Source organism: Eisenbergiella sp. OF01-20, from assembly GCF_003478085.1.
In the GTDB taxonomy this organism is placed as follows: domain Bacteria; phylum Bacillota; class Clostridia; order Lachnospirales; family Lachnospiraceae; genus Eisenbergiella.
Genome location: NZ_QUES01000018.1, coordinates 52,326 through 78,453, shown reverse-complemented (window position 1 = coordinate 78,453; position 26,128 = coordinate 52,326). Strand labels below are relative to the sequence as shown.

General features: G+C 45.2%; 16 protein-coding genes and 1 tRNA gene. 7 read left to right on the top strand and 10 right to left on the bottom strand.

All coding sequences use genetic code 11. From position 1 onward, the window contains the following. The first annotated feature begins 18 nt into the window (after nucleotides 1-18). Genes DXA36_RS19555 through DXA36_RS19545 form a run of 3 tightly spaced genes read left to right on the top strand, consistent with a single transcriptional unit; the run spans nucleotide 19 to nucleotide 5,153 of the window. Entirely contained in the window at nucleotides 19-1,503 is a 1,485-nt protein-coding gene (locus tag DXA36_RS19555) for a complex I subunit 5 family protein (protein WP_118681168.1), read from the top strand. A 34-nt stretch (nucleotides 1,504-1,537) separates the two neighbouring features. Further along, nucleotides 1,538-3,019 carry a complex I subunit 5 family protein gene (locus DXA36_RS19550; protein ID WP_118681167.1) on the top strand — a complete coding sequence of 494 codons (1,482 nt, stop codon included), beginning with the start codon at nucleotides 1,538-1,540 and terminating at the stop codon, nucleotides 3,017-3,019. Between the two features lie 19 nt (nucleotides 3,020-3,038). Continuing rightward, nucleotides 3,039-5,153, top strand: coding sequence for a complex I subunit 5 family protein (locus DXA36_RS19545; protein ID WP_118681166.1), 2,115 nt, complete (start codon nucleotides 3,039-3,041; stop codon nucleotides 5,151-5,153). Between the two features lie 79 nt (nucleotides 5,154-5,232). On the opposite strand, the gene glgX is transcribed toward DXA36_RS19545, so the two are convergent. The 10 genes from glgX to DXA36_RS19495 all read right to left on the bottom strand — a co-directional run bounded on the left by glgX (nucleotide 5,233) and on the right by DXA36_RS19495 (nucleotide 20,307). Continuing rightward, complete coding sequence (gene glgX, locus DXA36_RS19540) at nucleotides 5,233-7,293, bottom strand: glycogen debranching protein GlgX (protein ID WP_412249589.1); 2,061 nt, start codon at nucleotides 7,291-7,293, stop codon at nucleotides 5,233-5,235. Between the two features lie 478 nt (nucleotides 7,294-7,771). After that, a tRNA-Pro gene (locus DXA36_RS19535) sits at nucleotides 7,772-7,845 on the bottom strand. A 181-nt stretch (nucleotides 7,846-8,026) separates the two neighbouring features. Beyond that, nucleotides 8,027-9,967, bottom strand: a complete 1,941-nt coding sequence (locus DXA36_RS19530; protein ID WP_118681165.1) for an alpha-galactosidase — start codon at nucleotides 9,965-9,967, stop codon at nucleotides 8,027-8,029. A 54-nt stretch (nucleotides 9,968-10,021) separates the two neighbouring features. Continuing rightward, nucleotides 10,022-11,635, bottom strand: a complete 1,614-nt coding sequence (locus tag DXA36_RS19525) for an extracellular solute-binding protein (protein WP_118681164.1) — start codon at nucleotides 11,633-11,635, stop codon at nucleotides 10,022-10,024. Between the two features lie 54 nt (nucleotides 11,636-11,689). After that, on the bottom strand, nucleotides 11,690-12,589 hold the full coding sequence (locus DXA36_RS19520; RefSeq protein ID WP_118681163.1) for a carbohydrate ABC transporter permease: 900 nt from the start codon (nucleotides 12,587-12,589) through the stop codon (nucleotides 11,690-11,692). Nucleotides 12,590-12,601: 12 nt separating this feature from the next. Next, a complete protein-coding gene (locus tag DXA36_RS19515; protein WP_118681162.1) occupies nucleotides 12,602-13,579 on the bottom strand; it encodes an ABC transporter permease in 978 nt (325 codons plus the stop codon). A gap of 240 nt (nucleotides 13,580-13,819) precedes the next feature. After that, nucleotides 13,820-15,535, bottom strand: a complete 1,716-nt coding sequence (locus DXA36_RS19510; RefSeq protein WP_182479167.1) for a cache domain-containing sensor histidine kinase — start codon at nucleotides 15,533-15,535, stop codon at nucleotides 13,820-13,822. Nucleotides 15,536-15,548: 13 nt separating this feature from the next. Then, nucleotides 15,549-17,027, bottom strand: coding sequence for a response regulator transcription factor (locus DXA36_RS19505; protein WP_118681160.1), 1,479 nt, complete (start codon nucleotides 17,025-17,027; stop codon nucleotides 15,549-15,551). A gap of 93 nt (nucleotides 17,028-17,120) precedes the next feature. Continuing rightward, nucleotides 17,121-18,548 carry a response regulator transcription factor gene (locus tag DXA36_RS19500; RefSeq protein WP_118681159.1) on the bottom strand — a complete coding sequence of 476 codons (1,428 nt, stop codon included), beginning with the start codon at nucleotides 18,546-18,548 and terminating at the stop codon, nucleotides 17,121-17,123. Further along, nucleotides 18,526-20,307, bottom strand: coding sequence for a sensor histidine kinase (locus DXA36_RS19495; RefSeq protein WP_118681158.1), 1,782 nt, complete (start codon nucleotides 20,305-20,307; stop codon nucleotides 18,526-18,528). Before DXA36_RS19495 ends, DXA36_RS19500 begins: the two co-directional genes overlap by 23 nt. Nucleotides 20,308-20,539: 232 nt before the next feature. On the opposite strand from DXA36_RS19495, the gene DXA36_RS19490 reads away from it, so the two are divergent. The 4 genes from DXA36_RS19490 to DXA36_RS19475 all read left to right on the top strand — a co-directional run bounded on the left by DXA36_RS19490 (nucleotide 20,540) and on the right by DXA36_RS19475 (nucleotide 26,083). Beyond that, nucleotides 20,540-21,904, top strand: coding sequence for an ABC transporter substrate-binding protein (locus DXA36_RS19490; RefSeq protein ID WP_182479166.1), 1,365 nt, complete (start codon nucleotides 20,540-20,542; stop codon nucleotides 21,902-21,904). A 143-nt stretch (nucleotides 21,905-22,047) separates the two neighbouring features. Beyond that, nucleotides 22,048-22,929 carry a carbohydrate ABC transporter permease gene (locus DXA36_RS19485; protein WP_330425067.1) on the top strand — a complete coding sequence of 294 codons (882 nt, stop codon included), beginning with the start codon at nucleotides 22,048-22,050 and terminating at the stop codon, nucleotides 22,927-22,929. Further along, nucleotides 22,929-23,753, top strand: coding sequence for a carbohydrate ABC transporter permease (locus DXA36_RS19480; RefSeq protein WP_118681155.1), 825 nt, complete (start codon nucleotides 22,929-22,931; stop codon nucleotides 23,751-23,753). The genes DXA36_RS19485 and DXA36_RS19480 overlap by 1 nt, the downstream gene beginning before the upstream one ends. 38 nt (nucleotides 23,754-23,791) lie before the next feature. Next, the gene (locus tag DXA36_RS19475; RefSeq protein ID WP_118681154.1) at nucleotides 23,792-26,083 is read left to right on the top strand and encodes a glycoside hydrolase family 31 protein; all 2,292 of its coding nucleotides are present in this window, start codon (nucleotides 23,792-23,794) and stop codon (nucleotides 26,081-26,083) included. The last annotated feature ends 45 nt before the right edge of the window (nucleotides 26,084-26,128 follow it).

Sequence of the window (26,128 nt, the reverse complement as noted above, 5' to 3'; positions counted from 1 at the left end):
CGCAGACAGGAGCTTTATATGAAGGAATCAGGCATGCTTCTTTTTCCCATATTTTTTCCTATTATTATGGGGATTCTGTTGCTGCTTTTGAAAAATTCAATAAAACGGGCTGCAATGACAGCCTTGACAGCCATAGGGCTTGTGGTGACCGCAATTGCGGTTATCATGGTGCTTGGCAGGGGAGAGACTGCTTTTACGCTGTTCCAGCTGACAACGCTGCTTCCTGTGTACTTTAAAGTGGACGGGGTGGGAAGGCTGTTTGTGACGGTAGTCACTATTGTCTGGGTCCTGGCCGGAATCTATGCATTCCGGTATATGCAGCATGAGGACTGTAATAAAAGATATTTCGGGTTTTATCTCATTGTATACGGCATTCTGGTGGGCCTGGATTTTTCCGGCAACCTGATTACCTTTTATCTTTTCTACGAATGCATGACCCTGCTCTCCCTTCCCCTTGTGTTCCATACACGGACAAGGGAAGCGGTGATGGCAGGGCTGAAATATTTATTTTACTCCCTGGCAGGCGCTTATCTGGCCCTGTTCGGGCTGTATTTTATCAACCGCTACGGAAATACCCTTACTTTCACGGCAGGGGGCGTGCTGGACTTTTCCCTGGCGGAGGGGCATGAAACCCTGCTGTTAGTGGTTGCTTTCCTGATGCTGATGGGATTCGGTGTAAAAGCCGGCCTGTTTCCCATGCAGGGCTGGCTTCCTACGGCACATCCGGTGGCGCCTGCGCCCGCTTCTGCCGTTTTGTCCGGTATTATTGTCAAATCGGGAGTGCTGGGCATTATCAGGGTGGTTTATTTTATCTTCGGTGCCTCGTTCCTTCAGGGAACCTGGGTCCAGAAAGTATTCCTGGGACTTGCCCTGGGAACGGTTTTTCTGGGATCTATGCTTGCTTATCTGGAAAAAGGATTGAAAAAGAGGCTGGCCTATTCTACGGTAAGCCAGGTTTCGTATATCCTGTTCGGCCTGATGCTCCTGAACCCGGTGGGTATGACGGGGGCATTCCTGCATGTTCTTTTTCATGCAGTTATTAAATCCGGACTGTTTCTCTGCGCCGGAGCGATCATATTCCGGACTGGAAAAACACGGGTGGAGGATTTAAAGGGAATCGGGAAGGAGATGCCGGTGACCGCAGGCTGTATGACGCTGCTGTCCCTGTCTTTAATAGGGATTCCTCCGGCAGGCGGTTTCGTGAGCAAATGGTATCTGGCTGTTGGCTCCCTGTCGTCAGATACCGGAGTTTTCCGGTGGCTGGGGCCGTTGGTATTGCTGCTGTCCGCGCTGCTCACCGCAGGCTACCTGCTTCCCATAGCCATGCGCGGGTTTTTCCCGGGAGAGGAAGCGCAGAGTAAAGGCTTTGTACGTAAGGAAGCGGATTCCGTTATGCTGATCCCTATTCTGCTGTTGACCATCCTGGCCGTAGTGCCGGGCATGTTCCCGGGAGGGCTGCTTTCCTTTATCAATCAAATCGCACAGCAGCTGTTCCCGATGTGATATCTATACCAGGGAAAAAGAAAGGTGTTCCTCTATGAAACCAGAAATGATGCTTGTGGCCGTGCTTCTGCCTGTACTGGGCGGTGCCGTGGTGCCCCTGATACCCTTTAAAAAAAGAACGCATATGGCGGTGTATATTGAGTGTGTGGTGGCGGCAACCTCCCTGATAGTGGCAGGGCTGCTTCTGAACAGGCCCGCGGAGGCATTTCCTATCGTACAGTTTGTCAATAATCTTTCCCTGTCCCTGGAGATTGACGGATTATCCATGGTATTTGCAGGCCTGGTGGCGGCGCTGTGGCCATTGGCGACGCTGTACTCCTTTGAATATATGAAGCATGAAAGAAGGGAACGGTATTTTTTCATGTTTTATACCATAACTTATGGGATCACGCTGGGTATTGCTTTTGCGGAAGATATGCTCACCATGTACTTCTTTTATGAGCTGCTCACACTGGTTACCGTGCCTCTGGTTCTGCATACGCTCACCAGGGAGGCAATACTGGCCAGCCGGAAGTATCTGTATTATTCGCTTGGCGGCGCGGCTTTCGCTTTTATCGGCCTGATATTCCTGCTGACCTATGGGACGACCATTAATTTCACCTTCGGCGGTGTTTTGGATCCGGCGGTGATCGGCGGGGATAAAAGGTCCATGCTGCTGCTGATATACTGTATCGCTTTCTGCGGCTTCGGTGTAAAGGCGGCCGTGTGCCCGTTTAACTCCTGGCTTCCCCAGGCGGGTGTGGCTCCCACACCGGTTACGGCGCTGCTGCACGCGGTAGCTGTGGTAAAGGCGGGGGCCTTTGCCATAATCAGGCTTACCTATTACAGCTTCGGCGCGGATTTTATCCGGGGAAGCTGGGCGCAGAATGTGGTGATGGGAATTGTGATAGTTACCATTGTCTACGGCTGCAGCAGGGCTTTGAAGGAGACCCACCTGAAAAGGAGGCTTGCTTATTCCACGATCAGCAACCTGTCTTATATCCTTTTCGGCGTCTGTATCATGACTCCTCTCGGCCTGGTGGGTGCCCTGAGCCACATGGTATTCCATGCTGTAATGAAGATATGTTCCTTTTTCTGTGTAGGGGCGGTTATGTATAAAACAGGAAAGCAATATGTCCATGAAATAGACGGACTGGGCAGACGGATGCCCGTGGTGTTCGGTATCTTTACCATAGCGTCCCTGGGGCTGATGGGCGTGCCGGGGCTGGCAGGATTTATCAGTAAATGGAACCTTGCCACCGCAGCGGTTATGAGCGATAACGTACTGGCCTATGTGGGAATAGGCGCACTGCTGATATCCGCACTTTTGACGGCTGTTTATATGCTTTCCATTGTGATAAGGGCATTTTTCCCGGATAAAGAAAAGAAGCCGGATCTTCCCGGAGATACCGGGGATCCGGGATGGATGATGCTGGTGCCTTTGTGTATTTTTGCAGCGGCAATCCTTATATTCGGCCTGCATTCCGCACCCATTGTGAGCTTTTTTCAGGAAATAGCCGGCGGGAATTTGAAATGAGAGGTTGGAGGAACCGGAGATGACTGGTGATTATATGCTGTTATTAATCCTTTCCTTTCCCTTCCTGGGGGCATTTATCGTGCTCTTCCTGGGAAAAGGAGAGAACGTGGTAACTGTATTGGAGACGTTGTGTTTCGCTGTGCTTTTTGCTCTGTTCTGGGACGGCGGCAATATGGGGATCCGGTATGATTTTAGATGGGAAGGCTTCTGCGGACTGGGTATGCATCTGTGTGTGGATGGTTTTCGGGCGCTGTACTGCCTGATCGCCTCTCTGATGTGGATGATGACCAGCCTGTTCTCCGCGGAATATATGAAGAGCTACAGGGACACAGGGAGATACCGGTTTTTTACCCTGCTAACGCTGGGAGCCACTATCGGTGTATTTCTTTCGGCAGACCTCTTTACCGTATTTATATTCTTTGAGATCATGTCCTTTACTTCTTATACATGGGTAGCCCACGAGGAAACGGAGGAAGCTCTCCGGGCTGCGCAAACCTATCTGGCAGTTGCGGTTATCGGCGGGCTGGTTATGCTGATGGGGCTGTTCCTCCTGTATGGGGAGCTGGGAACGCTGGAGTTTACCCGGCTTACGGCAGCGGTGAAAGCAAGCCAAATGAAGGGGGACGGCGGATATGGCCGTATTGTTACCGGTGCGGTCTGCCTGCTGTTTGGCTTTGGGGCGAAGGCGGGTGTATTCCCTCTGCATATCTGGCTGCCAAAGGCACATCCCGTAGCGCCTGCGCCTGCTTCGGCCCTGCTTTCGGGTATTCTTACCAAAGCGGGAGTGTTCGGTATCCTGGTTATCAGCTGCTGTCTTCTTCCCTTTGACGCGGGCTGGGGAACCCTGATGCTGATTCTTGGAGTACTTACCATGTTTACAGGCGCTCTTCTGGCTTTATTTTCCGTAAACCTGAAACGGACGCTTGCCTGTTCCTCTGTCTCCCAAATCGGGTTTATACTTATCGGCATAGGTATGCAGGGGCTTATCGGGGAAGAGGGCAGCCTGGCTATACGGGGAAGCCTGCTTCATATGGTAAACCATTCCCTGATTAAGCTGGTGCTTTTCATGGCAGCCGGCGTAGTATTTATGAATCTTCATGAATTAAATCTGAACGAAATAAAAGGTTTTGGCAGGAAAAAACCGCTTCTGCAGTTCTGTTTCCTGATGGGGGCTCTGGGGATCGGCGGAATGCCTTTATGGAATGGTTATACAAGCAAGACCCTGCTGCATGAATCGATTGTGGAATATCGGCATATGGCAGGCCTGGCAGGGGCCGGAGGCGCCGTCTGGATGGGAGCGGTGGAATGGATCTTTCTGCTCAGCGGCGGAATGACCGTCGCTTATATGCTGAAGCTGTATATCTGCCTCTTCGTGGAAAAAAACAATGACAGAGGGCGGCAGGAACGGTTTGAAGGCATGAAGCATTATATGAACGGCCTGAGCGGGTTTGCCCTGACAGGCAGCGCCGTGCTCCTTCCTCTGCTCGGGGTACTTCCCCATCTGATAACCGACAGGCTTGCGGATATGGCGGCAGAATTCCTGCATGCGGAAAGGGTGGAAACGGTAATCGCCTATTTTTCCCTGATTAATTTAAAAGGGGCCTGTATTTCCCTAGTTATCGGAGTTTTACTGTATGGGCTGGTGGTGCGTAAATGGATGATGGTGACGCAGGAAGGATGCAGGGTATACAGGGATCGCTGGCCTGTATGGCTGGATCTGGAGAACCTGCTGTACCGCCCCATTCTTCTCACCGTGCTTCCCCTGCTGTGCGGATCCTTGTGCAGACTTGCGGACGGCCTGATAGACACGATAGTGGTACTTTTGAGAAAGACGATATACAGAGACAGTAAAATCCCTCATGAACTCAACGAAGGAACTCCGCTGACCCATATGGTGGGCCTTGTTCTGGATGGAGTTACTGATTATTTTAATCATCCGGATGCCACAGAGGAAGAGGTGGAGGAGGATAGATACCTGAAGCAGCACATGGAAGGCAGATATGAGCATAAGCTTGCCATGGTGCATGATGATTTCCGGGAGAATGGGACAATTATAGGAAGAAGCCTTTCCTTTGGTCTTTTCCTTGCCTGCTGTGGACTATTACTGACATTGCTGTATATGCTGATCGATTGAGTGTTTTTCCAGATAAATAAAAAACGAAGCTCCCCGGGGGCTTCGTTTTTTATTACCGGAAGGGAAAATAAATGAGGTTTTATGCTCTGTCTCTTACAAGGCAGAGCAGTACCGAGCGGGGACCCATGACGTAAATATTTTTATCCAGGACTTCTTCTCGGGTAATTACCGCGGATGTTCCTCTTGCGGTATCCATTGCGGGAATCCAGTATTTATCGGAGGGAAGTTCCGGAAGCTCCACCGAAAGCGGATTCCAGAAGGTATTGATACCCAGATAAAGGATATCATCCCTGCCCGAGGGATAGACTCCGGCAAACATGACACCAATCATTTTGCTGTCCCAGGAGAAATTGTCATCCCAGGGTTTCTGGGAATGAAGGCTCATCGGCGGGAAACCAAGGCTGCAGGGAGCCGTATTGTCCCGAATCACGCCATGCTGGCGGCGGAAAGCGATCATATACCGGAAAAAGTCGTGGATTTCTTTATTTTCTTCCAGTAAAGTCCAGTCCAGCCAGGAGATTTCATTGTCCTGGCAATAAGAATTGTTATTGCCGAACTGGGTATTTCCAAATTCATCCCCGGCCAGGAACATGGGGGTACCACGGCTGCACATAAGAACTGCGCAGGCATTTTTGATCATACGCGTCCGCAGCGTCAGGATTACCTCCTTGTCTGTCGCCCCTTCCTGACCGCAGTTCCAGCTCCGGTTATCATCGGCACCGTCCGTATTATTCCAGCCGTTGGCTTCGTTATGCTTATGATTATAAGAATACAGATCGTATAATGTAAAACCATCGTGACAGGTCAGAAAATTGACGGATGCATTGGGACCCCTTTTCTCAGGAGGATAAAGGTCAGGGGATCCCATGATACGCTGGGCGGCTGCGGCTGCGCAGCCGTCATCTCCTTTCAGGAAGCTGCGGATATCATCCCTGTATTTTCCGTTCCATTCCGCCCAACGGTTCCAGGAGGGGAAAGACCCCACCTGGTACAGCCCGCCCGCATCCCAGGCCTCGGCTATCAAATCCACACTTCCCAGGATAGGATCATAGGCCAGGCTTTCCAGCAGAGGCGGTTTACTCATGGGAGCCGCATCCTCACTGCGTCCCAGGATGGAAGCCAGATCGAAACGGAAACCATCCACCCGGTAATTGATCACCCAGTAACGCAGGCAGTCCAGGATCAACTGCCGGACAATAGGATGGTTGCAGTTCAGGGTATTGCCGCAGCCGCTGAAATTATAATAATAACCGTCCGGGGTCAGCATGTAATAGATGTTGTTATCCAGCCCTTTAAACGAGAAGAAAGGCCCCTGTTCATTTCCTTCTGCAGTATGGTTAAACACCACATCCAGTATGACTTCAATCCCATTTTCATTCAGGGCACGGATGAGTTTTTTCAGCTCCAGCCCTTCCTGGTTATATTCGATCTGTGCGGTATAGCTGGTATTGGGAGCAAAAAAGCACACAGGGTTATATCCCCAATAATCCAGAAGCTTCCGTCCGTCCACCTCCCGGCTGCCGGCCGTTTCATCAAACTCAAAGATGGGCATCAGTTCCACTGCATTAATCCCCAGATCCTTCAGGTAAGGAATTTTTTCCATTAATCCGGAGAAGGTGCCGGGATGGGAAACCCCGGAAGAAGCATCCCTGGTAAAGCCCCTGACATGCAATTCATAAATGATATTATCCTTCATGGGTATCAGCGGCTGTTTGCAGCTGCCCCAGTCAAAGTTATTCCGCACCACCCGGGATTTATATTGACAGTTCCGCTCACAGGGGAGGTGTACGCCCCATTCACTCTGACCGGTGACCGCTTTTGCATAAGGATCCAGAATATACTTATTTTTATCGAATATCAGCCCTTTTTCCGGATCATAGGGTCCATCCAGCCGGTAAGCATACTCAAATTCATCAATTTTCAAACCGAACACAATCATGGAAAATACATTACCAATCCTATAGTGTTCCGGAAAAGGAATACTGGCGAAAGGCTGGGAGGATTTCCGGTGAAAAAGCAAAAGCTCACAGGAAGTGGCATTGTGGGAAGCAATGGTAAAATTTACGCCTCCGGGCAGGGCAGAAGCGCCGTTAACCTCATAGAAGCCGGGACGTACCTTATATCCGTTGATATCATCCATAGGTTTCAGGTTGGCGGACACCTCTTCACCCGTAATACTTTCCAGCAGAAGGGTATCGTCAGTCTGTGCAAATAACATTTCCTCAGGCGAAGGCTGAGGAGAAATAGTCTGGTCCTTATTTTTCAATGCGTTACCTCCGTTTCGGCTATGGCTGTCATTGGTTCCGTCTTATACTGATTATATCCTGGGAAAAGGCATGGTACAACCTGTTTTTCGTGACGGCGGGAGAGTGAGGAAGCAGGATATAATGAGTAGTGTATGAGTGAATGGTTTATTATATGTGGAATTAACGGCCCTATGAAGTTATAGCACATAAAAGAAAATTTTTTATCCATGGGCGGAAGAAGGGCAGATAGAAGCAGACAAAGCAATACTGATTACTTCGTGTCTGCTGGACAAAACGTAGAACGGCCTGTTCCAGCATTAAAAGGGGAAAAGTAAAAGCCCGGAAACGTTAAGTTTCCGGGCTTTCTTATAGTCGAAGCGACGTGATTCGAACACGCGACCTCTGCGTCCCGAACGCAGCGCTCTACCAAACTGAGCCACGCTTCGATGCGGACTTTATCAAGCCATTCAATAATACAAAAAATAAAGGAAAATGTCAATGGGTTTTTAAAAATATATTTTTATGCTTTTTATCCCCATAAGACAGCCCCTCCTTCTACCTGCCGCGACAGGAGAAAAAGGAGCGTATATTCTTTTCCGGGCAAAAAGAGATTATGTTCACAAGCTTTCAGATACCGGATATGTCCTCCGGGAGGATCTCTTCCAGAAGAGCAGCGTCACAATCCTGTACCGGCCATGTCAGGATGCCGTTTTCCGGATGAAGGATTTGCCCGCTCCACAGTTCCCGGAAAGAGGAGGTGGGATGCAGTCCGGCACGTTTTAGATCCACACACACCTGTTCCTTTCCTTTTTTCCAGTGGAACACAGCAGCATATTGCTTTCCGTCTTTTTGGGCCGTAAAGATATTTGATGCGGAAAAACCCCATGACTCCGCAGGCACAAATACACTTCCCGATGCCGCAAGGCTGTTAATTTCCCTGTTGGTTGCAAATTCCAAGGCTCTCTGGCGGGCTTCCTCTCTTCGGAAATCGTCACTGAGCATCATGACAGTACCTGCAATAACCGCTGTTGTATACCGTGCCCTTGCTTCTCCCGGCGTGCTGTCTTTTTCCATGCAGAAGCTCTTCAACAGACAGATGTGATCCGGATCATTTGCCGCATACAGCCGCCCGCTCTGCCACCAGGCATAGGTCTGGGCATTGAGGACATACTCCACATCTTCCGCCGTACCGAATGCATCGCAGGAAAATCGTCTCGCATGTCCGTACCCAAAAGGAAACAGAGGCGCGATGGAAAGGCTTATGAAAAAGGGCCTGCCGATTTTATCCTCAGACAGATTTTCTGTCAAAAACTCATATCCTTCCGTGATTGCCTGGCGTCCCGTGCGTATTGCATCATCAAAATGGCAGCCTTCCATACCGCCGTGGCTTAAGAAATCCAGCTTAATATAATCAAAACCCCAGTCAATAAAGCGTTGCAGTTTCCACCTCATCTGTTCTTTCCAGACCGGATGGGTTACATCGTAAGGAATTGCGCCGTCTACCCGTGGGAGTAATTCGCCTTCTGTATTACGCAGCAGGATTTCCGAGTAGAGGTGACCGGGAACCCCGGGGATCTCAGCTTCCGTATCCTGTCCGAAAAAAGCAAAAGGAGCATCATAAATACCGGCCCTCTGACCATTCTGGTGCAGTTGTATGACCATTTCTTCCAGAATTTTGTCAGGGATAATATTCCAGCCGGCATCAAGGTTTGCATAGGTAATTCCTTCATTCAGATAGCCTGCCGGCATCAGCTGATCCCGCATAAAAGCGGCGGTATCCCTGAAATTATCCGCATTCAGTTCAAAGGCGAATCCGGCCCAGCTGTTGAATCCAAAAGGTACACTCCCATTCCAGGATAACGGTTTTTTTAAGGTTTTGAGCAAATCACCGTATTGTTCCAGCAGCTTTCGGTAATCCTCCCCCTGAAATATGCAGAAGCGGGAAGAATAAACCTTATTTCCTGCCATGCTTCCATGTTCCACACTGTCATGTGTCCCTTCTTCGGCGATACCGCAGCGGGCTTCCAGCTTTCCTGCATCAAAGCCGGAAAAGACAAGGGCATTTTTCCATGTGGTAAAATCAACAGCGCCGATCAGCAGCCCCTCCCGGCTGTCGGGGGAAAACAGAACGGTCAGATCATAGCTTCTTCTGCCGGCCCGCGGGGGCACCGCCTCGTAGCGCAGCCACATGGTATTGTCATACGGAACCAGAAGCATTTGTGACCAAAGGCTTCTCCATAGACGGGATATTCCCTGACCGGGAGCCTGCATAATAAGCGGCGAAAGACGCCGGGATTCCACGGATTTTCCGTTTGCTTCGGAGAGGGAACAAGAGGCAAACGGAATACCGTCCGATGTGACTTCCAGCCTCTCGGTGAGAACCAGCCCGTTCCCTGCTGTGAAAACAAGTTCGGTGCTATCCGCCTCGGTATGGGTTCCGGACAGCTGTGCTGTCCGGGTATCTATTTGCCTTCCGTCGGTATGTTCCGCTGTGGAATAGGCGGATAGAACCGGGGTAGGCCCATTCCATAATTCAAAATATCCTGTTTCAGTGATTTTCCATTCCATTTTTATCTACTCCCTTTTTTGCAGGCACTGGCTGTCAGGTAAAGGAACCTGGTATCAATCCGCCTGTCCCCACAATGCCATTCTTTCCTGATACTGAGCGGTAAGGTAGTTTTCCACATCAGACAGCCCTGCCGCTTCCATTTCCGCAGCCATTTCGTCATAAACAGCCAACGCTTCCTCATTGTTTGCTGCATTTACCATTTTGGGGAAATTCTGATTATAAATATCCTGTACCTTCTGCCATTTCAGACCTTCCGGAGAACTTCCCGCAGGTTCCAGACCTGTGAGATCTGCCGTATCCCAGCTGTCTGACTCGCCAAAACTTTTGTTCGCAAATTCCGCGGTAGGCTGCAAAACATATTTGGTGGACATGTCATACGGTGTGCCGTCACTTCCGTATCCGTTTTTAATAAACCAGGACCATTTACGGATGCCGGTCTCCAGCTTTGTTTTATCAAAATCTGTCTGGAAACCATCAACAATTTCCTGTTTCGGAACATGCTTTCCGTCTACCATATCCCAGTGCTTACCTTCGATTCCCCACATCATCAGATATTGGCCTTCTTCACTTACGAGGAAGTCAATAAATTTCATGGCAGCCTCCGGATTTTTGCAGTTGGAGGTAATACCAATTGCATCCCAGCCAAGTGTACTTCTGCCGTTATAGGTGGTCTGCGAGGGATCCATTCCTTCGCCGACTACTTTGTAGCTGTAGAATTGGGCATCCGGCCCAATTGTGGAAGCCAGGCTGGTATTGACCCCATCCGTATCCCAATAAGATGCAAAGGTGGAAAATACATTACCGGCTGAAAGCTTCTGGGTCCATTGTTCTTTTTTGTTTACGACCCATTCCTTATCCAGAAGTCCCTCTGAATACATGGTATTCATAAAGGTGATTGCATCCTTGTATTTAGGGCTTTTTATAACATGCTGGAGAGAATCGCCGTTAATATGATAGGTTTTGATTCCATACATGCCGCCAAAAGTACCGGCGTAATTTTTGGTTTCTGCATCCAGGGTAACGGCAATGCTTTCTTTTCCGTCAATAGTGGGATATTTTTCCTTAAACTGCCGTAAAATATCAAGATACTCAGACTGTGTAAAAGGCTCCGGGCTATCGGCGCGTTCCTGTCCCACGATTTCGGCCAGCAGATCCCTTCTCATAAGGACTCCGGCGGACGCGTCCGGATCCACGCCATACCAGTTATTCAGATAATAATTATTTCCGTCACTGTAACGGCTTTTATTCAGTACATCGCCGTACATTTCCTTTACATGGGGGCCATATTGGTCAATAAGGTCATTCAGCGGGATCAGGGCGCCCGCATCGATATAGCGGTTTACGATTTCGTTGCCTCTGTCCATGAGGACAATATCCGGATAATTCTGTCCGGTCAGCATCAGATTTAACTTTTCCAGCGGATCCCCTGTGGGATTTTCCACCTGGATGGTAACGCCTGTTTTTTCCTCAATAGCCTTTGCAATTTCATCGTCAAAGGTATTGCTGCCCGAGTTCTTATCAAAGAAAGTCAGTGTTACCGGTCCATCGGAAGCCGCCTGTGCTCCTTGTGCGCTTTCTCCCCCTGTACTTCCGTTTCCGCAGCCTGTCAACGCTGCAGCAGCCATTGCCGCGCTCAATAAAAGCGCTGTTACTTTTTTTGCCTTCATAAAATCCTCCTTTTATTATCTTACAGGTTATGTATCCTCTCTTCAAGCTTTGGTTCAGCTTTTTACGGAACCGAGCATGATACCTTTAACAAAATATTTCTGGATGAACGGATATACCAGGATAATTGGAATAGTCGCCACCATGGTTGCCGCCATACGGATGCTGTCGGGTGTAATTCCCTGCCCGGTGCGGTTCGCCGCCTGGTTCGCGCCTGTTGTCTGGTATTGGTTCAGAATTTCCACCAAAATGGACTGCATTACTTTCAGATTCTGTGAGTTTGTGTATAAGTAGGCATCAAACCAGGAGTTCCAGTGCATAATTGCAACAAACAGGGCAATTGTCATAATAATCGGTTTGGACAGCGGCAGGACCAGCCTGAAAAAAATTGTCAAATCGTTTGCGCCGTCAATTTTTGCCGCTTCGAAAAGGGCATCAGGCATTCCCTCTATATAGTTCCTGACCAGAATCATGTTGTAAACACTCACCAGATTGGGAAAAATAAATACGATAAAGTTATTCAGCATTCCTAGATTTTTAAGTACCATATAATAAGGGACCAGACCGCCGCCGAAATACATGGTGAAAATAAATAAGAGTGTAATCGGCTTTTTCCACAGCAGCTCCTTTCTGGAAAGCACATAGGCCAGAGCGGTGGTAGCCAATACAGCCAACGGCGTCCCCACCGCCGTACGGGCCAGTGTAACCAGAATGGAATGCAGAAACGTGGAGCGGGTGAGAATATCCTTATAGCTCGCAAAACTTAGTTTTCTGGGAAGGAAATATAAACCGCCGCGCATGGCATCCGTAGCATCATTGATAGAAATAATAAAAATATTCCAGAATGGATATACACACAGAATTACTACCAGCGCCAGAAAAAAAACCTTGAAAATGTCCAGCGCAATGTCGGAAGCGGGTCTTTTCTTTTTATATACATTGGTTGTTGATTTCATCTCTATCTCTCCTTAAAATAATGCACTGTTATCGTCATCGAACTTTTTGGACAGAGAGTTTGCTCCCATTACCAGGATAAAAGAAACCACCGATTTGAACAGACCCACTGCGGTACCGTAAGAATACATCCCGTTTTTCAGACCGTACCGGTATGCATAGGTATCCAGTACGTCGGAATAATCCAAAATGGAATCGTTAGCCATCAATAGCTGCTGCTCAAAGCCTGTGTTGAGAATGCCGCCGATTGCCAGGATCAGCAGTATAATAATCGTGGGTTTTAAAGCGGGAAGTGTAATATACCAGATTTTCTGTAATCGGGTGGCGCCGTCCACGTCCGCAGCTTCATACATATCCTGGCTGATGCCGGAAATAGCCGCCAGATAAATAATCGCGTTATAGCCCAGAACTTTCCATGCATTTGCAAAAGCAATAATCCACCAGAAATAAGGCCCGTGCTGAAAGAATAAAATCTGTTCGTCTGTAAGACCGACCGCGATCAGAAGATTGTTGATTACGCCGTCTGCGGATAGAAAGGTTATGAAAATGTTTGCCGCAATAACCCAGGATATGAAGTAGGGAAGATAAGAAGCCGTCTGAACGAACTTTTTCATCCTGTTGCTTCTCACTTCATTCAGGCATATGGCAAGAATGATGGGCAGAGGAAAAGAAAACAAAAGTGTGAGCAGACTGGTTGCCAGTGTATTTCTCATGATTTTCAGGAAATCCGTCGAAAAAAAGTACTGAAACCAATCAAGTCCGACAAATGCAGAATTAGCCATATCCGCAAAATAGCCGCTGCCCTTCGGCGTATAATTGATAAATGCCATGTACAGGCCGGTCATTGGCGCATAACAAATCAATAACACCCATACCAGTGCCGGCAGAAGCAGCAGAAACAGATATCTTTGTTCCCAGAACCGGAATCCCAGGCTTTTCTTTCTCCCTGCTTTTTTTTCAGGCTCTGCTGCCTGTGGAACCGCCTTTTTCATAGATACCACCCTCTCTTGTGTGAAATGTATACATATTTCTCTTGTGCCTTAATTTTATATACAAATAGCACGTCAAACAAGAAAAGATATTTATAAAAACCATCAGTATTTTACACTTTTTATAGATTTCATTCTGATAGATGTTAAAATCTTACGATAATTTATAGATTTAACGATTCAGGATACTGCCTGACAGATAAAAAAGGAAGCACCGCCAAGTGCTTCCTTTCTTGCAGAATCTTAAAGACAATCATTATTTACGAAAGCGCTGCCTGCCGTCCCGGGGATTTCCACCCGGATGCAGGTTCCTTTACCATACACGCTGTTTATTGTCACCCCATATTCTTTTCCATAATTAAGCTTTACCCGGATATCCACATTTTTCAGGCCGAAACCTTCCTGGGACTGTTTTAATTCGGTACGCAGCTGTACCAGCTTTTCCGGTTCGATTCCGAGTCCGTCATCCGATACCTCATAAAATATGCGGTTTCCATCCTGCCCCACACGTACGGATATGTGAAGTACTTCTTCTCCTCGCGTACCATGGTGGATAGCATTTTCCACGAGAGGCTGTAAAATCAGTTTAATTGTCCGGCAAGGCAGTATTTCCCTGTCTGCATCATACGATATGTCCACAGCATCCCCAAAACGGAGCTTTTGGATTTTCATATAATTCTGTAAAAGATCCAGTTCCTCCTGGACAGATACGGTCTGTCGCCCTTTATTTAAGGATATCCTGTAGAAATCCGCGAGGTAACGTACGCTTTGTACTGTTTTTTTGCCCCCTTCCCGTATAGCCATGGAAGATATTACAGAAAGGGCATTATACAGAAAATGGGGATTTATCTGTTCCTGAAGCAGATTCATTTCACTGGATTTCAGAAGCAGCTTCTTTTCATAATTTTCCCGGATCAGAATCTGGATCCGTTCATTAAGGGAATTAAAAGCATTGGCAATCTGGCCGATTTCGTCGTATCCCATATCGGAGAGAATATAGTCGAACTGACCGTCCCCCAGTTTCTTTGCCGCATAAACCACCTTTTCCACACGTTTTTCCGCCATCTTGCCATAGAGCCAGATAGCGCAGAATACAAAAGAAGAACTCAGCAGAAAAACAAAGAGAATCCGCTGTGTTACTTCTGCTGTTTCCGCAAGCAGACTTTCCTGATCAATGAGCAAAAGCAGGTTCAGACCCATGTCCTCTTCGCGCCGCATACCGATCATATCGATACCGTCCATCGATATTTTCCGGCCCGTATCCCCGGAAGGTATTTCTTTCCATCCCGGGATCAGCTTTCCTATGTCCGATTCTGCCGCCGCCGCGCCCGCAGCCAGTACCTGTCCCGCTTCGTCAACCAGATACATCTGTCTGGAATTATCGTTTTGTCCCAGCTGTTCATTTATGGAATTGGCATCAACCATCATGACCAGATAATTTTCAATTTCCCCGCTGCTGTAATAATTCAGTTTGCGTATGAATCCCAGATAATCAACCCCGTCTTTATTTACAATGCCGCCGATTGTTGTCGAACCGCTCTTTTCAGAAGCCTTTGCTTCAAAACCGGCAGGAAGCTCTTCTTTCTTATAAAAGTAATAATTATCCTGCGGCAGTGTCCGGTTGGTGCTATAGAAGCTAATCCGGTAAATATTCGGCTGTAAGATAGTGATACTGTGCAGCTGCTTATCAATGTAGGAAAACATGTCCCAATAGGAAATATCCGTATAATCCACGCTGAGATAGCTGTTAAGCATCTGGTTCGTATAGAGCAGATCCATAATCGTACTATAAGACAGGAAGGAGGATTCCAGGCTTTTCCCTGTTGTAACCATATTCTGCTGCATTTCCTGGAAACTCTCTTCTGTCAGGATTTCGCTGGTTTTTCTATAATTATAGGCAGTCAGAAATATCATGGGAATGACTGCAAATACGGTATAAACCAGCATCATCTTTCCCATGAAGCCAAAACTCCTAAACCATTTTACGATATTCATTTGGTGTTACCCCATAATGCTTCACAAAGACCTGACTGAAATAGGATATGTTTTCATAACCCACCAGCAGTCCGATGTCTTTTACTTTCTGTGTTTTATCCTTTAAAAGTTCACATGCTTTCTGCAGCCGGAAATCGGTCAGATATTCCAGAATGGTCTGTCCGGTTCCGGCTTTGAACAGACTCCGCAGATAGTTGGGGGAAAGCCGCAGTCCCTCTGCCATTTCTTCCACACTGCAGGCCCCGGCATAATTTTTTTCTATATATTCCTTAACCCAACCCGATACATAGAAGTTCGGATCCTCCTGCTGGCGTTTATAAAAACAGCAAAGGCTTTCCACATATTGCCGCAGGGCTTCCTGTACCTGGGAAAAGAAACCCAGATCAAGAATCAGCAGCTCCGGCTTGACACTCCGTTTATCCATTTCCTCCATCAAACGGGAATCCTCCATTTCCAGACGGTTATGGAGATTGAGATATAGCCCGTAAACTTCTCTCTGGCACTCCCTCCGGTTTCCTTTTCTCAACTCCTCCAGGCATCTTAGCATGGCCGTATCCGCTTCCATCCCGTTCCCGGCGGTAATAAAACGGCGCAACTCTTGTCTGGCGCTGTGGTAGGCGTCCCGATCAACAGGAACCGCTTTTTTATCCCCGGGATGTGCACAGACCACCTCTCCCGGCTTTCCATAGAACATTTCATCCTGCATTCCGGAAAGCAGGACAGCGGCAGTATGCAGTTCTTTTATGGATAGCTTTTGGGTATGCCAGGCCACGCTTCCTTCCCCCTCCAGAAGTTTTGCAATCCTGCCGGCGGCATCCTGAAAAGAAATGTAGGCCTGCAGAATGACATATATCATCTGGTCGGAAAGAAAAGCATGCTGTACTTCAAACAGATCGGAAATCCGGTGGACATGCTTTTCCTCCGGCGCCCCATAAATGGCCAGCATACCATAAGCCTTTTCCTCAACAGGCCTTCCGAAGCAGGTTTCCGACATTTCCTCCAGATTTTCCTCCCTGCCTTCACAGGCGTTGGCCAGCAGCTGCCCCGAAGCCAGCTTCAGGGAAACCTCTGCGGTATGCTCCTTCTCCAGCTCCCCTTTTATACGGAGGATGAGTTTTTCCACCTCTTCCACACTGAATGGCTTCAAAATATAGTCGATAGCCTGTACCTGAAAAGCGGCTTTTAAATATTCAAAATCATCGTAACCGGACAGGAAGATAATCTTGCACCGGTATCCTTCCTCCCGCACTCTTTTTGTCAGTTCAATTCCGTTCATAACCGGCATTTGTATATCCGCGATCAGGATATCCGGCTCATGCTCCGCCATACATTCCAGCGCAGTCCTGCCATTTCTTGCCGTGTAAACCTTTCCGACACCCAGACTTTTCCAGTCCACATAATCCCGCAGCGTTTCCAGCTCGAGCTTTTCATCTTCCACAAGCAAAATTTTAAGCATGCGTTTTCCCCTTCTCTATCCGGTGATGAGCCATCTCTTATTCTAATTATACGGATTTACAGGAATCCTGCAATGCTAATTTGGCAGGGGAAATCAGTAATCGGAAGGATGCATGCCGGTAAATTTCTGAAACGTTTTGGAAAAATGACGCACACTTGTGTAACCTACTGCTTCCGCCGTCTGCTTTACGGATATCCGGGGATTATTACGGATCAGTTTTTTCGCATTCTCCATCCGTACTTCTGTCACAAAATCGATATATTTCTGTCCTGTTTTTTCATGAAATAGCTTACTGAAATAGGTGGGAGACAGATTAAAGTATTCGCTTACGTAGGCGATACTCACATCTTTTCCATAGTTTTGGTGTACGAAGTCTTTAATAACCGTGATGTCAAAATTCCACAGGGGTTCGTTGTGGGATAATTCGGAAGCGGCTTCCAATAACTCCCCGACAAAAGCAGGAAAGGTACCGGCCAGGAATGAATGGGCCAAAACCTCTTCCAGATAGAGATATAAGGTATCCAGACAAATGCAGTCAAATAAATCCCGCATTTCTTTATCCTGACTGAAAGCTGCAGCCTGTCTGCGTATCGTCTCTTTGTTTCCCACCAGGGCATTCTGAATGAAACAGTCAATCTGTTCACAAAAGGACAGTGATTTATCTAATGTGGGGATTTGCTCCAACATTTCTATCTCGGCAGCAGATCGGCAGTCATATACAAGACGGATTTCCGACAACTGTGAGATTTTCCTGCTTTTCTCATAAATTTCCCACAAGGAACCGGCAATTCCCATGAATACCGAAATCATATCCCGGGGATAGGAACGTATCTGGGAATTAATAAAAAAGGTGAGATGGGAAGGATCCTTTACCGAACAAATGACACAAAGCTCTCCGTTGGTATTAAAAAAGACCGCATGATAGGAAATAAAACTGTTTTTTACGCAGAAACTGTCAATGCTGCAGAATAAGTCATGCTTGAGCATATGCTGCTGCTTTTTTTCCTGCTTGTCGATGTATATCTGGTAAAGCACATACGGATCATTACCATAAGATAAAAATGCGGCTTCCTCACCTCCCAGCTGATCCGCCATATTAAAGGAACGTATGACGTCCAGGGCAAACAATTTGTTGTTGTGGTCCTTTTCCTGGTTTTTTAATACCACAATATCATCCACCACTTGTTTTAAGGTAACCAGATCCACGGGCTTGAGCAGATAGGAGTAAGCAGATAACGTGATTGCCTTTTGCGCGTATTCGAAATCGGCATAACCGCTGAGAATAATCCATTTGGTGGAAGGGGAAAGGGTACGGCAGGCCTCCAGTGCTTCCAGTCCATTCATAAGCGGCATGCGGATATCCAGAAATGCAATGTCCGGAGAAAACTTTTCCACCTGTGCAATAGCAGCCTGCCCATTGGATGCATGGATATACATGTGCTCATGGGGATAAAGCTCTTCCAGCATGGATTGCAGGCTTAAACGTATCATCTTTTCATCATCGGCAATCAGTATAAACATGGTATTTTCCTTTCCCGGCTTTTTGTTTTGGAATCATTATTGTACATTTCGTAGGCTTATCAATGCCTCCCCGGATAATGAAAAAAGAATTAGGGGAAAAAATGGTCAAACGTTCTTCAATATTTTTTAATCCTACCCGTTTATAGCATTTGTTTTCGACAAATGGAAGGCCGGTATTGATTACGGTGATGACCACAAAAGCATCTTTGTTGCGGCTTTTGACTGTAAAGGCGGAGAGCTCAATAAATTCATTTTGTTCCGAAGGTTCCAGCCCGTGTACAATTGCATTTTCAATTAATGGCTGGACAAGAAGTTTGGGGATTTCAAAATCTTCAAGACCCGGTTCCATAAAAATATGGAAGTTAAGTCGGTCATCAAAACGGGATTTCTGAAGAAAAAGATAGTTCCGGATAAAGTCAAATTCTTGTTGCAGCGTACTGTTAAAATTATGCTCACATGTATAACGGTACATGCGTGAGAGGCTGATAATTGACTGCTCCAGGCTTTTTCGGTCTCCAAGACGATTGAATGCGAGTAAAAGATTCAGGGTATTATGCAGAAAATGAGGATTAATTTCCGACTGCAGTGTCTGGTACTCTGCAATTTTTTGTTCCATCTTAAATTTATATTCATTATCAATATATATATTTATTTTCTCTATCATTTCATTTAGATTGATAGCAATAGTGGCGATTTCTGAAATACTGCACATAGATGTATCGCACTGAATATGGGAATCACCTGCATGATATTTATCCATTGTGTCCAGAACCGGTACGATAGAACAGCTTAACCTGCGGGAGGTATGTCCAAAGATACATGCGGCCATCAGTATCATACCAATATAAAATAACAAAACCAGACCTGTAGCAAATCGCAGGTTCTGATATAAACCATAACGTGATGAAAGATAGTAAAAAGTAAAGCCAAAACTTTTGTCTGTAAAGGAATACAGATCGTATTGTTTCATAGATTGATTAACGCTTATTTCAGATTTTAAAAAAGATTGTAAAACAGGAGAAAGTAATTCATTGGTAGAAAAAAGCAATTCCTGTTTAGGTGATTCTAAAAAAATTCCTGAATATTGCGTCATAGATATATCTTTCAAAGACTCAAAAATAAAATCCAGTGAAATATCCAGAATTTCATATCCCACAACCTGCCTCTTATCAATGTTCTTAACTGTCCGTATCAGAGAAATGCTATTTTCCCTGGTACCCGTTTCAGAGAGGACAAACAGGGCGGTCTGATTATTATCCTGAAGCTGTTTATACCAACCGGAAGACTTATACTCGTAATTTTCAATGATCTGTAAACTACTGTATTTCTTTAAATAAAACAGATTATCACTATTGGAATTACATGGAATAAAACCAATGCCCGTTATACTGTTTCCAAGCAATGTCATACGGTTATTTAACGTACTTGTATACTCCTGGGCATAATGGGTGTAGGCCAACATATCCTGGGTATATTCTTTTTTGTTGAGAAAGAAAAACAGATTTGATACTTCCGGATCAAAAAGATAGGTTAGCGATAATCCCGAATTGGCATTAATTTGGTTAACCAGATGAGAGGACAGAATTTTCAACGTATTTCTATATTCCTTTTCCTGTGCATTGACAGTTATTTTTATATAACAGAGAAATAAAAACAGTATGAGCAGAAAAGAAGGGATTAAAAAAGAAAAGATAAATGCAGTAAGGGAGGAAACTTTAAGTGAGCGGTGCTTTTTTCCTTTTTTGTAATTAAAATTCATATTCTTCTCCTGATAAAACTATAGACAATATGTTAGGAATCATTATATGCACAACAAAAATGATTTGTCAAATTAATTAAAATTTAAAGCTATATTATAAAAAAAAGTACATAATACACAAAAAAACACACTTTTGGATTCTTTTTCTAAATGATAAACTAAATACGTCCGATAAAGCAGAAACCGGACAGTCAGTTAACAATTAACAAGAATGAGGAAAGGAAGCCAAGTTATGAAAAGGTATGGGAAAAAAATGACGGCTTTACTGTGTGCCGGAACGATGGCAGTCACATTGCTTACAGGATGTTCTTCAGGGGGAGACAATGCTGCTGTATCGCAGCAGCCGGAAAGCACCGCAGTAACAGGTTCAGAAGAAAAGGCAACAACTGTGGTGGAAGCACAACCGTCGGCATCTGATGTGGTATTAGAGGTAGAGACAATCTGGACGGGTGATATGCTGAACGGCTTGCAGGAAATTATGGATGATTTTACGGCAGAAACAGGTATTGGGGTTGAATTAATCTCACCTGGGGACGATTATGAAAATGTAATGAAAACAAGGATGGCTTCGGGAGATCTTCCGGATTTATGGGAAACTCACGGTTGGAGTACAACCAGATATTCTGAATATCTTGCGCCATTAAATGAAGAGACATGGGTTTCTCATATCAAGGAATCAATCAAAAAAACAGTTACCGATTCGCAGGGAAATATTTATGTGGTACCGCTTTCGATTGATCCGGCGTCTATTTGTTATAATAAAGAAATTTTTGAAGAAGCGGGTGTAGATGCGACTACAATCCGTACATGGGCAGACTTTGAAGCAGCATGTGACAAAATTCTTACAACAGGTAAGGTACCGGTTTATGTGGGTGGTAAATCGGTAAACAATATTGCAAATCTGTTTGAGGTTATGGCTCCAGGTTTTCTCACAAACGAGGATGTTGCAGATAACCAGGGCGCCGCTCTGCTTGACGGAAGTTTTGACTGGGAAACGAATTGGACACCTATGGCACAGAAGTTGGATGATTGGCTGCAAAAGGGTTACTTTAACAAGGATATTCTTACCGCCAGTGATGATTCCTCTATACAGGCTTTGGCTAATGGAGATGGAGCAATTGTTATCAGCGGAAATCATACGATAACACAGGCACTCTCTTATAATCCGGATGCAAAACTTGGAATTATGGCAATTCCTTCACCAAATGAAAATGGAAAAGTATATGTAAGTTCTGGAGAAGGAACCTGCTATGGTATGTGGAAGGATTCGGAGTATCCCGATGAATGCAGAAAGCTTCTGGAATATCTGGCAAAAGATGAAATTTCAATAAAAATTGCTACTATAAATGGTAAAATTCCGGCTATGGAGGGTGTTACCAATGATGATGAATATGTTACTAAGGAATTTAACATAATGAGCAGTGCTTTTGGTGATGACCTTCTATTCGTTAATTATTTTGATCGTGCTTATCTGCCCAGCGGGATGTGGAACGATATGGGCGTATCTGGAAATGAAGTCTTTATGAATCCCGGGCAGGGCGTTGGAAAGTGTGTGGAAACAATAAAAATGGCATATGATGAAAAAATCAGTCAGTAATTTTAATAATAAATTTGTGAAAACACTGATTTGAAAAGGGAAAGTAAGTCGCCCCGTAACGGATTATCCCTTACGTGACGACTTACTTATGCCTTGGCTGATAGCCCGCAGTAAAGCTGTGGGGGGAACTTAGCCGGAAAGGTATGGTTATTTCAATGAAAAAAAGAAACCGCAGAATGAATATATTCTATATACCTGCTTTACTTCTTATCCTGTTTTTTGTCCTATGGCCGCTTATAGAAGCACTTCGTATATCCTTTACACAGTGGAACGGCTATTCCCAAAATTACAAATATATAGGCCTGAAAAATTATCTTAAACTATTTAGGGACAGCAATTTTCTTATCGCATTCCGAAATACTATTGTTTATGGCTTTGGTAGTACTCTTCTTCAGAATTTGCTTGGGCTGGCCTATGCAGTATTTTTAAATTCAAAATTTAAAGGGCATTCTATAGTGCGGACATTTATATATATGCCGGTCATGATTTCCAGCTTAATTATGGGATATATAATTTACTTCTTTGTGCAGTATAACAGAGGTATTTTTAATGAAATAATCGGTGTATTTGGAATGGCAGCGGTTGACTGGATGGCCTCCGGCAACAGAGGGGTTATAATTATCACATTGATGAATTCATGGCAGTATGTAGGGATTGCTATGGTTATTTATATGGCCGGTCTGCAGAATATACCGCAGATGTATTTAGAGGCTGCGGAAATAGACGGTGCAAGTGTCTGGCAGCGATTCAGGCACATCACATTCCCTTTACTGCTTCCTTCTATTTCATCGGCAGTAGTACTTAACCTGATCGGGGGACTTAAACTATATGATGTTATTATTTCTCTTTCAGGGGGAGGCCCCGGATTTTCCACCCATTCTCTGGCGTCTTATGTCAGTAACCAGTACTTTAAGGCACAGAATGCAGGATATTCGGCTGCAGTAGGTATTTTTACTTTTCTGTTTATTATGGTGGTATCTAACATATTTACTAATTATTTTAATAAAAGGGAGGTGGATATGTGATGAAAAAACGGCTGCTGAATGATTGGTGGAAATATCTGCTGGGTCTTCTCATCATAATTTTTCATGTTCTTCCTATATATGTTTTAATTGTTATGGCTTTTAAAAGCATGTCGGATCCATCATCTCTTCTTTCCCTGCCGCAAAAGGTATATACAGCTAATTTTACGAAGGTATTTCAGTCGGGGAACATTCCGTCAGCTTTAAAAAACACAGTTATAGTCACATTCTGTGTACTGCTAATTGAAATCTTGGTAGGAGGGTTTGCATCCTATCCATTATCCAGAAATAAAAGCAGGTGGAATGGTATCATAAAAGGGGTAATCATGGGTATTATGATGATACCTTCACTGAGTATTCTGGTGGGTGTCTATTCTCTTCTTGTTTCTATAAAGGGAATATCCACTCTTTGGGGGCTGATCCTGGTATCATCGGCATTCGGCCTCCCTATGACGATTTATTTATTTACTAATTTCATAGGAGCGATACCTCCCTCTTTGGATGAGGCCAGCGCTATTGACGGCTGTGGGGTTGCTCAGACATTTTTTTATATTATTCTGCCTCAGCTGAAACCTGTTACAGTTACCATTGTTATATTAAACGGAGTTGCCATATGGAATGAATATGCGTATAGCTTGTATATTTTGCAGAAACCTAAGATGTATACTCTTACATTGATGATTTCACAGTATTTTTCTGCAGGAGGTAAAGACCTGAACGGTGCGGCAGCAGCAGCATGTGTCGCAATTTTCCCTTTGATAATTGCTTATATCTTCCTACAAAAATATTTTATACAGGGAACAATTGACAGCGCCATAAAAGGATAATTATACGAAAAGCCGAATGGCGGGATGAGAGGAAGCAAATGATACGACCGGAAAAAATCATTTCCTGTGTTCTGCAGGGAAATACTATAAAAGCCGAATGTGGGCAAGGTATTATGTATATGGTTCCTTATGCAACCAATATTCTGCATTTTGTTTATGACCCGGAAGGAAAATCCGGATGTCTGGACAATATTGCCACAATGCAGGAAAAATTACCTATGTGGGGAATCGAAGCACAAGCGGATAAAAGAATTCTACCTGAATTAAGGGAAAATGAGGAACATATAAACTGCCGGATTGCCGGATTGGGAATAGAGCTAAATAAAAGAGATGCTCAAATCACCTTTTGTGATATAAATAACCGCGAACTTCTTACCCTGATGGACTGTGTCATGGATCCTGTAGTTGCATCAGGTGAAAAAACTTTTCGTATCCGTACAGTTTTTTCTGCCGGAAATGATGAGAAATTCTATGGCTTAGGACAGCATCAGGACGGGAAGCTGGATCTTGGAGGTAAAGAGCACATAATGTGGCATGACTATAGCCATAAAGGCGGCGAAATTGTTGCTATACCTTTCCTTATAACAAGTAAAAAATACGGATTGATTTTTGATAATCCATCTCGTTTGAAAGTTACTCCGGGGGTAGAGGGAAAAACAATCTGGGAAGCGGAAGCGGGGGATCTGGTATCCTTTTTCTTTATAACCGGGGAAAAAAACGACGATATTTACTGTGGTTACAGGCGGCTGTGCGGTTCGGCTCCGCTGCCTCCAAGAAGAGGGCTTGGATTTATTCAGTGTAAGCAAAGATATGCATCCCAGAAGGAACTCCTGGAGGTAGCCTCCCAATATAGGGATAAGGGATATCCCTGTGATATTTTTGTTGTGGATTGGTTTCATTGGAAAGTCCTGGGAGATTTGAGTCTGGATACGGATTTCTGGCCGAATAGTGCGGAAATGAACCGTGAGCTGGAGGCTTTGGGATATGAAACAATGATATCCTGCTGGCCCCGGTTTATGAAAGGAAGCAGTAATTATGATTTCCTGGAAAAGCAGGGATGGTTTATGAAGGATACCCAGGGGAATACCGTATACGGAACAATGCAGGATCAAAGAGGTGCATTGATTGATACCACAAACCCGGAATGTGGTAAGTGGTATTTTGAGACTATTAAAAGGAATTATTGTAATCTGGGATATAAATATTACTGGACGGATGAAAATGAACCCGATATCAGCCCGCATGAATCCTTTCTGTATGCCGGAACAGGAATACGCATCCATAATATCTATCCCCTTACCCATACAAGATGTATATATGAAGGGCACAGAGAATCATATACACATCGCTGTCTGATCCTCTCCAGAGCGTCATATCTGGGAGCCCAGAAATATGGTACAACCTTCTGGTCTTCAGATATTTTTCCGGAGTGGGATGTACTCAAAAGACAGATACCAACAGCGCTTAATTTCTGTGCGAGCGGTATGCCTTACTGGTCATCGGACATTGGGGGATGGCAGGCTCTGCCTGATGAGGATTCGGATGAAGATTACAGTAAACTGCTGATTCAGACCTCCGGTTCAGGCATCGCCTCGGTTACTAAAAAAAATTATACGGAACTTTATATTAGATGGTTTCAGTTCGGAGTATTTTGTCCTACCTTCCGTACCCATGGTACCCGTAAACATAACGAGGTGTGGTCTTATGGGGAAGAGGCTGAAAAAATTCTGGTAAAATATCTGAGACTCCGTTACCGGCTTATGCCTTATATATATTCCCTTGCATATCAGGTTACACAGACCGGAGCTCCCTTTATGAGGGCACTTTGGATGGATTTTTCTGAGGAGGAATGTGGCCGGATAGAGGATGAATTTATGTTTGGACCGGCTCTGCTTGTTGCACCGGTTGTGGAGCAGGGGGCGGTATCCAGAGAAGTTTATCTTCCCGGAGGAACAGACTGGTATAATTTCTGGACCAATGAAAAACTGCGGGGAGGACAGACCGTTATGGCAGATGCTCCTGTTGATACGCTTCCTCTGTATGTAAAATCGGGATCTATTATTCCAATGGGTGAGGTTCTTTTAAATAGTAAAGAAGAACAGGAGGAGATAGAAATACGAGTCTACCCGGGAAAGCAAGTCTCTTTTTTATTATATTCGGATGACGGAATAAGTTATGCATATGAAAAAGGGGAATATTCACTGGTAAAATTAATTTGGAAGGAAGATACACAGAAATTACAAATAAAGGATGAGAAGATATCTGAGAAACTAAAAATTAAGAATTATAAATGGGTAAGATGTGGAATAGCGCAAACAGAAAGGGATTAAATAATGCAGGATTTAAGCTTTTCTTTTCCTACACCTCGGATTTCA

What these genes read in the sequence shown, in the direction of transcription:
- DXA36_RS19515 (WP_118681162.1), bottom strand. Translation starts at nt 13,579, where the DNA reads ATGAAAAAGGCGGTTCCACAGGCAGCAGAGCCTGAAAAAAAAGCAGGG.
- DXA36_RS19490 (WP_182479166.1), top strand. Translation starts at nt 20,540, where the DNA reads ATGAAAAGGTATGGGAAAAAAATGACGGCTTTACTGTGTGCCGGAACG.
- DXA36_RS19520 (WP_118681163.1), bottom strand. Translation starts at nt 12,589, where the DNA reads ATGAAATCAACAACCAATGTATATAAAAAGAAAAGACCCGCTTCCGAC.
- DXA36_RS19510 (WP_182479167.1), bottom strand. Translation starts at nt 15,535, where the DNA reads ATGGGAAAGATGATGCTGGTTTATACCGTATTTGCAGTCATTCCCATG.
- DXA36_RS19545 (WP_118681166.1), top strand. Translation starts at nt 3,039, where the DNA reads ATGACTGGTGATTATATGCTGTTATTAATCCTTTCCTTTCCCTTCCTG.
- DXA36_RS19500 (WP_118681159.1), bottom strand. Translation starts at nt 18,548, where the DNA reads ATGTTTATACTGATTGCCGATGATGAAAAGATGATACGTTTAAGCCTG.
- DXA36_RS19555 (WP_118681168.1), top strand. Translation starts at nt 19, where the DNA reads ATGAAGGAATCAGGCATGCTTCTTTTTCCCATATTTTTTCCTATTATT.
- DXA36_RS19495 (WP_118681158.1), bottom strand. Translation starts at nt 20,307, where the DNA reads ATGAATTTTAATTACAAAAAAGGAAAAAAGCACCGCTCACTTAAAGTT.
- DXA36_RS19485 (WP_330425067.1), top strand. Translation starts at nt 22,048, where the DNA reads ATGGTTATTTCAATGAAAAAAAGAAACCGCAGAATGAATATATTCTAT.
- DXA36_RS19530 (WP_118681165.1), bottom strand. Translation starts at nt 9,967, where the DNA reads ATGGAATGGAAAATCACTGAAACAGGATATTTTGAATTATGGAATGGG.
- DXA36_RS19550 (WP_118681167.1), top strand. Translation starts at nt 1,538, where the DNA reads ATGAAACCAGAAATGATGCTTGTGGCCGTGCTTCTGCCTGTACTGGGC.
- DXA36_RS19505 (WP_118681160.1), bottom strand. Translation starts at nt 17,027, where the DNA reads ATGCTTAAAATTTTGCTTGTGGAAGATGAAAAGCTCGAGCTGGAAACG.
- DXA36_RS19475 (WP_118681154.1), top strand. Translation starts at nt 23,792, where the DNA reads ATGATACGACCGGAAAAAATCATTTCCTGTGTTCTGCAGGGAAATACT.
- DXA36_RS19525 (WP_118681164.1), bottom strand. Translation starts at nt 11,635, where the DNA reads ATGAAGGCAAAAAAAGTAACAGCGCTTTTATTGAGCGCGGCAATGGCT.
- glgX (WP_412249589.1), bottom strand. Translation starts at nt 7,293, where the DNA reads ATGGATGATATCAACGGATATAAGGTACGTCCCGGCTTCTATGAGGTT.
- DXA36_RS19480 (WP_118681155.1), top strand. Translation starts at nt 22,929, where the DNA reads ATGAAAAAACGGCTGCTGAATGATTGGTGGAAATATCTGCTGGGTCTT.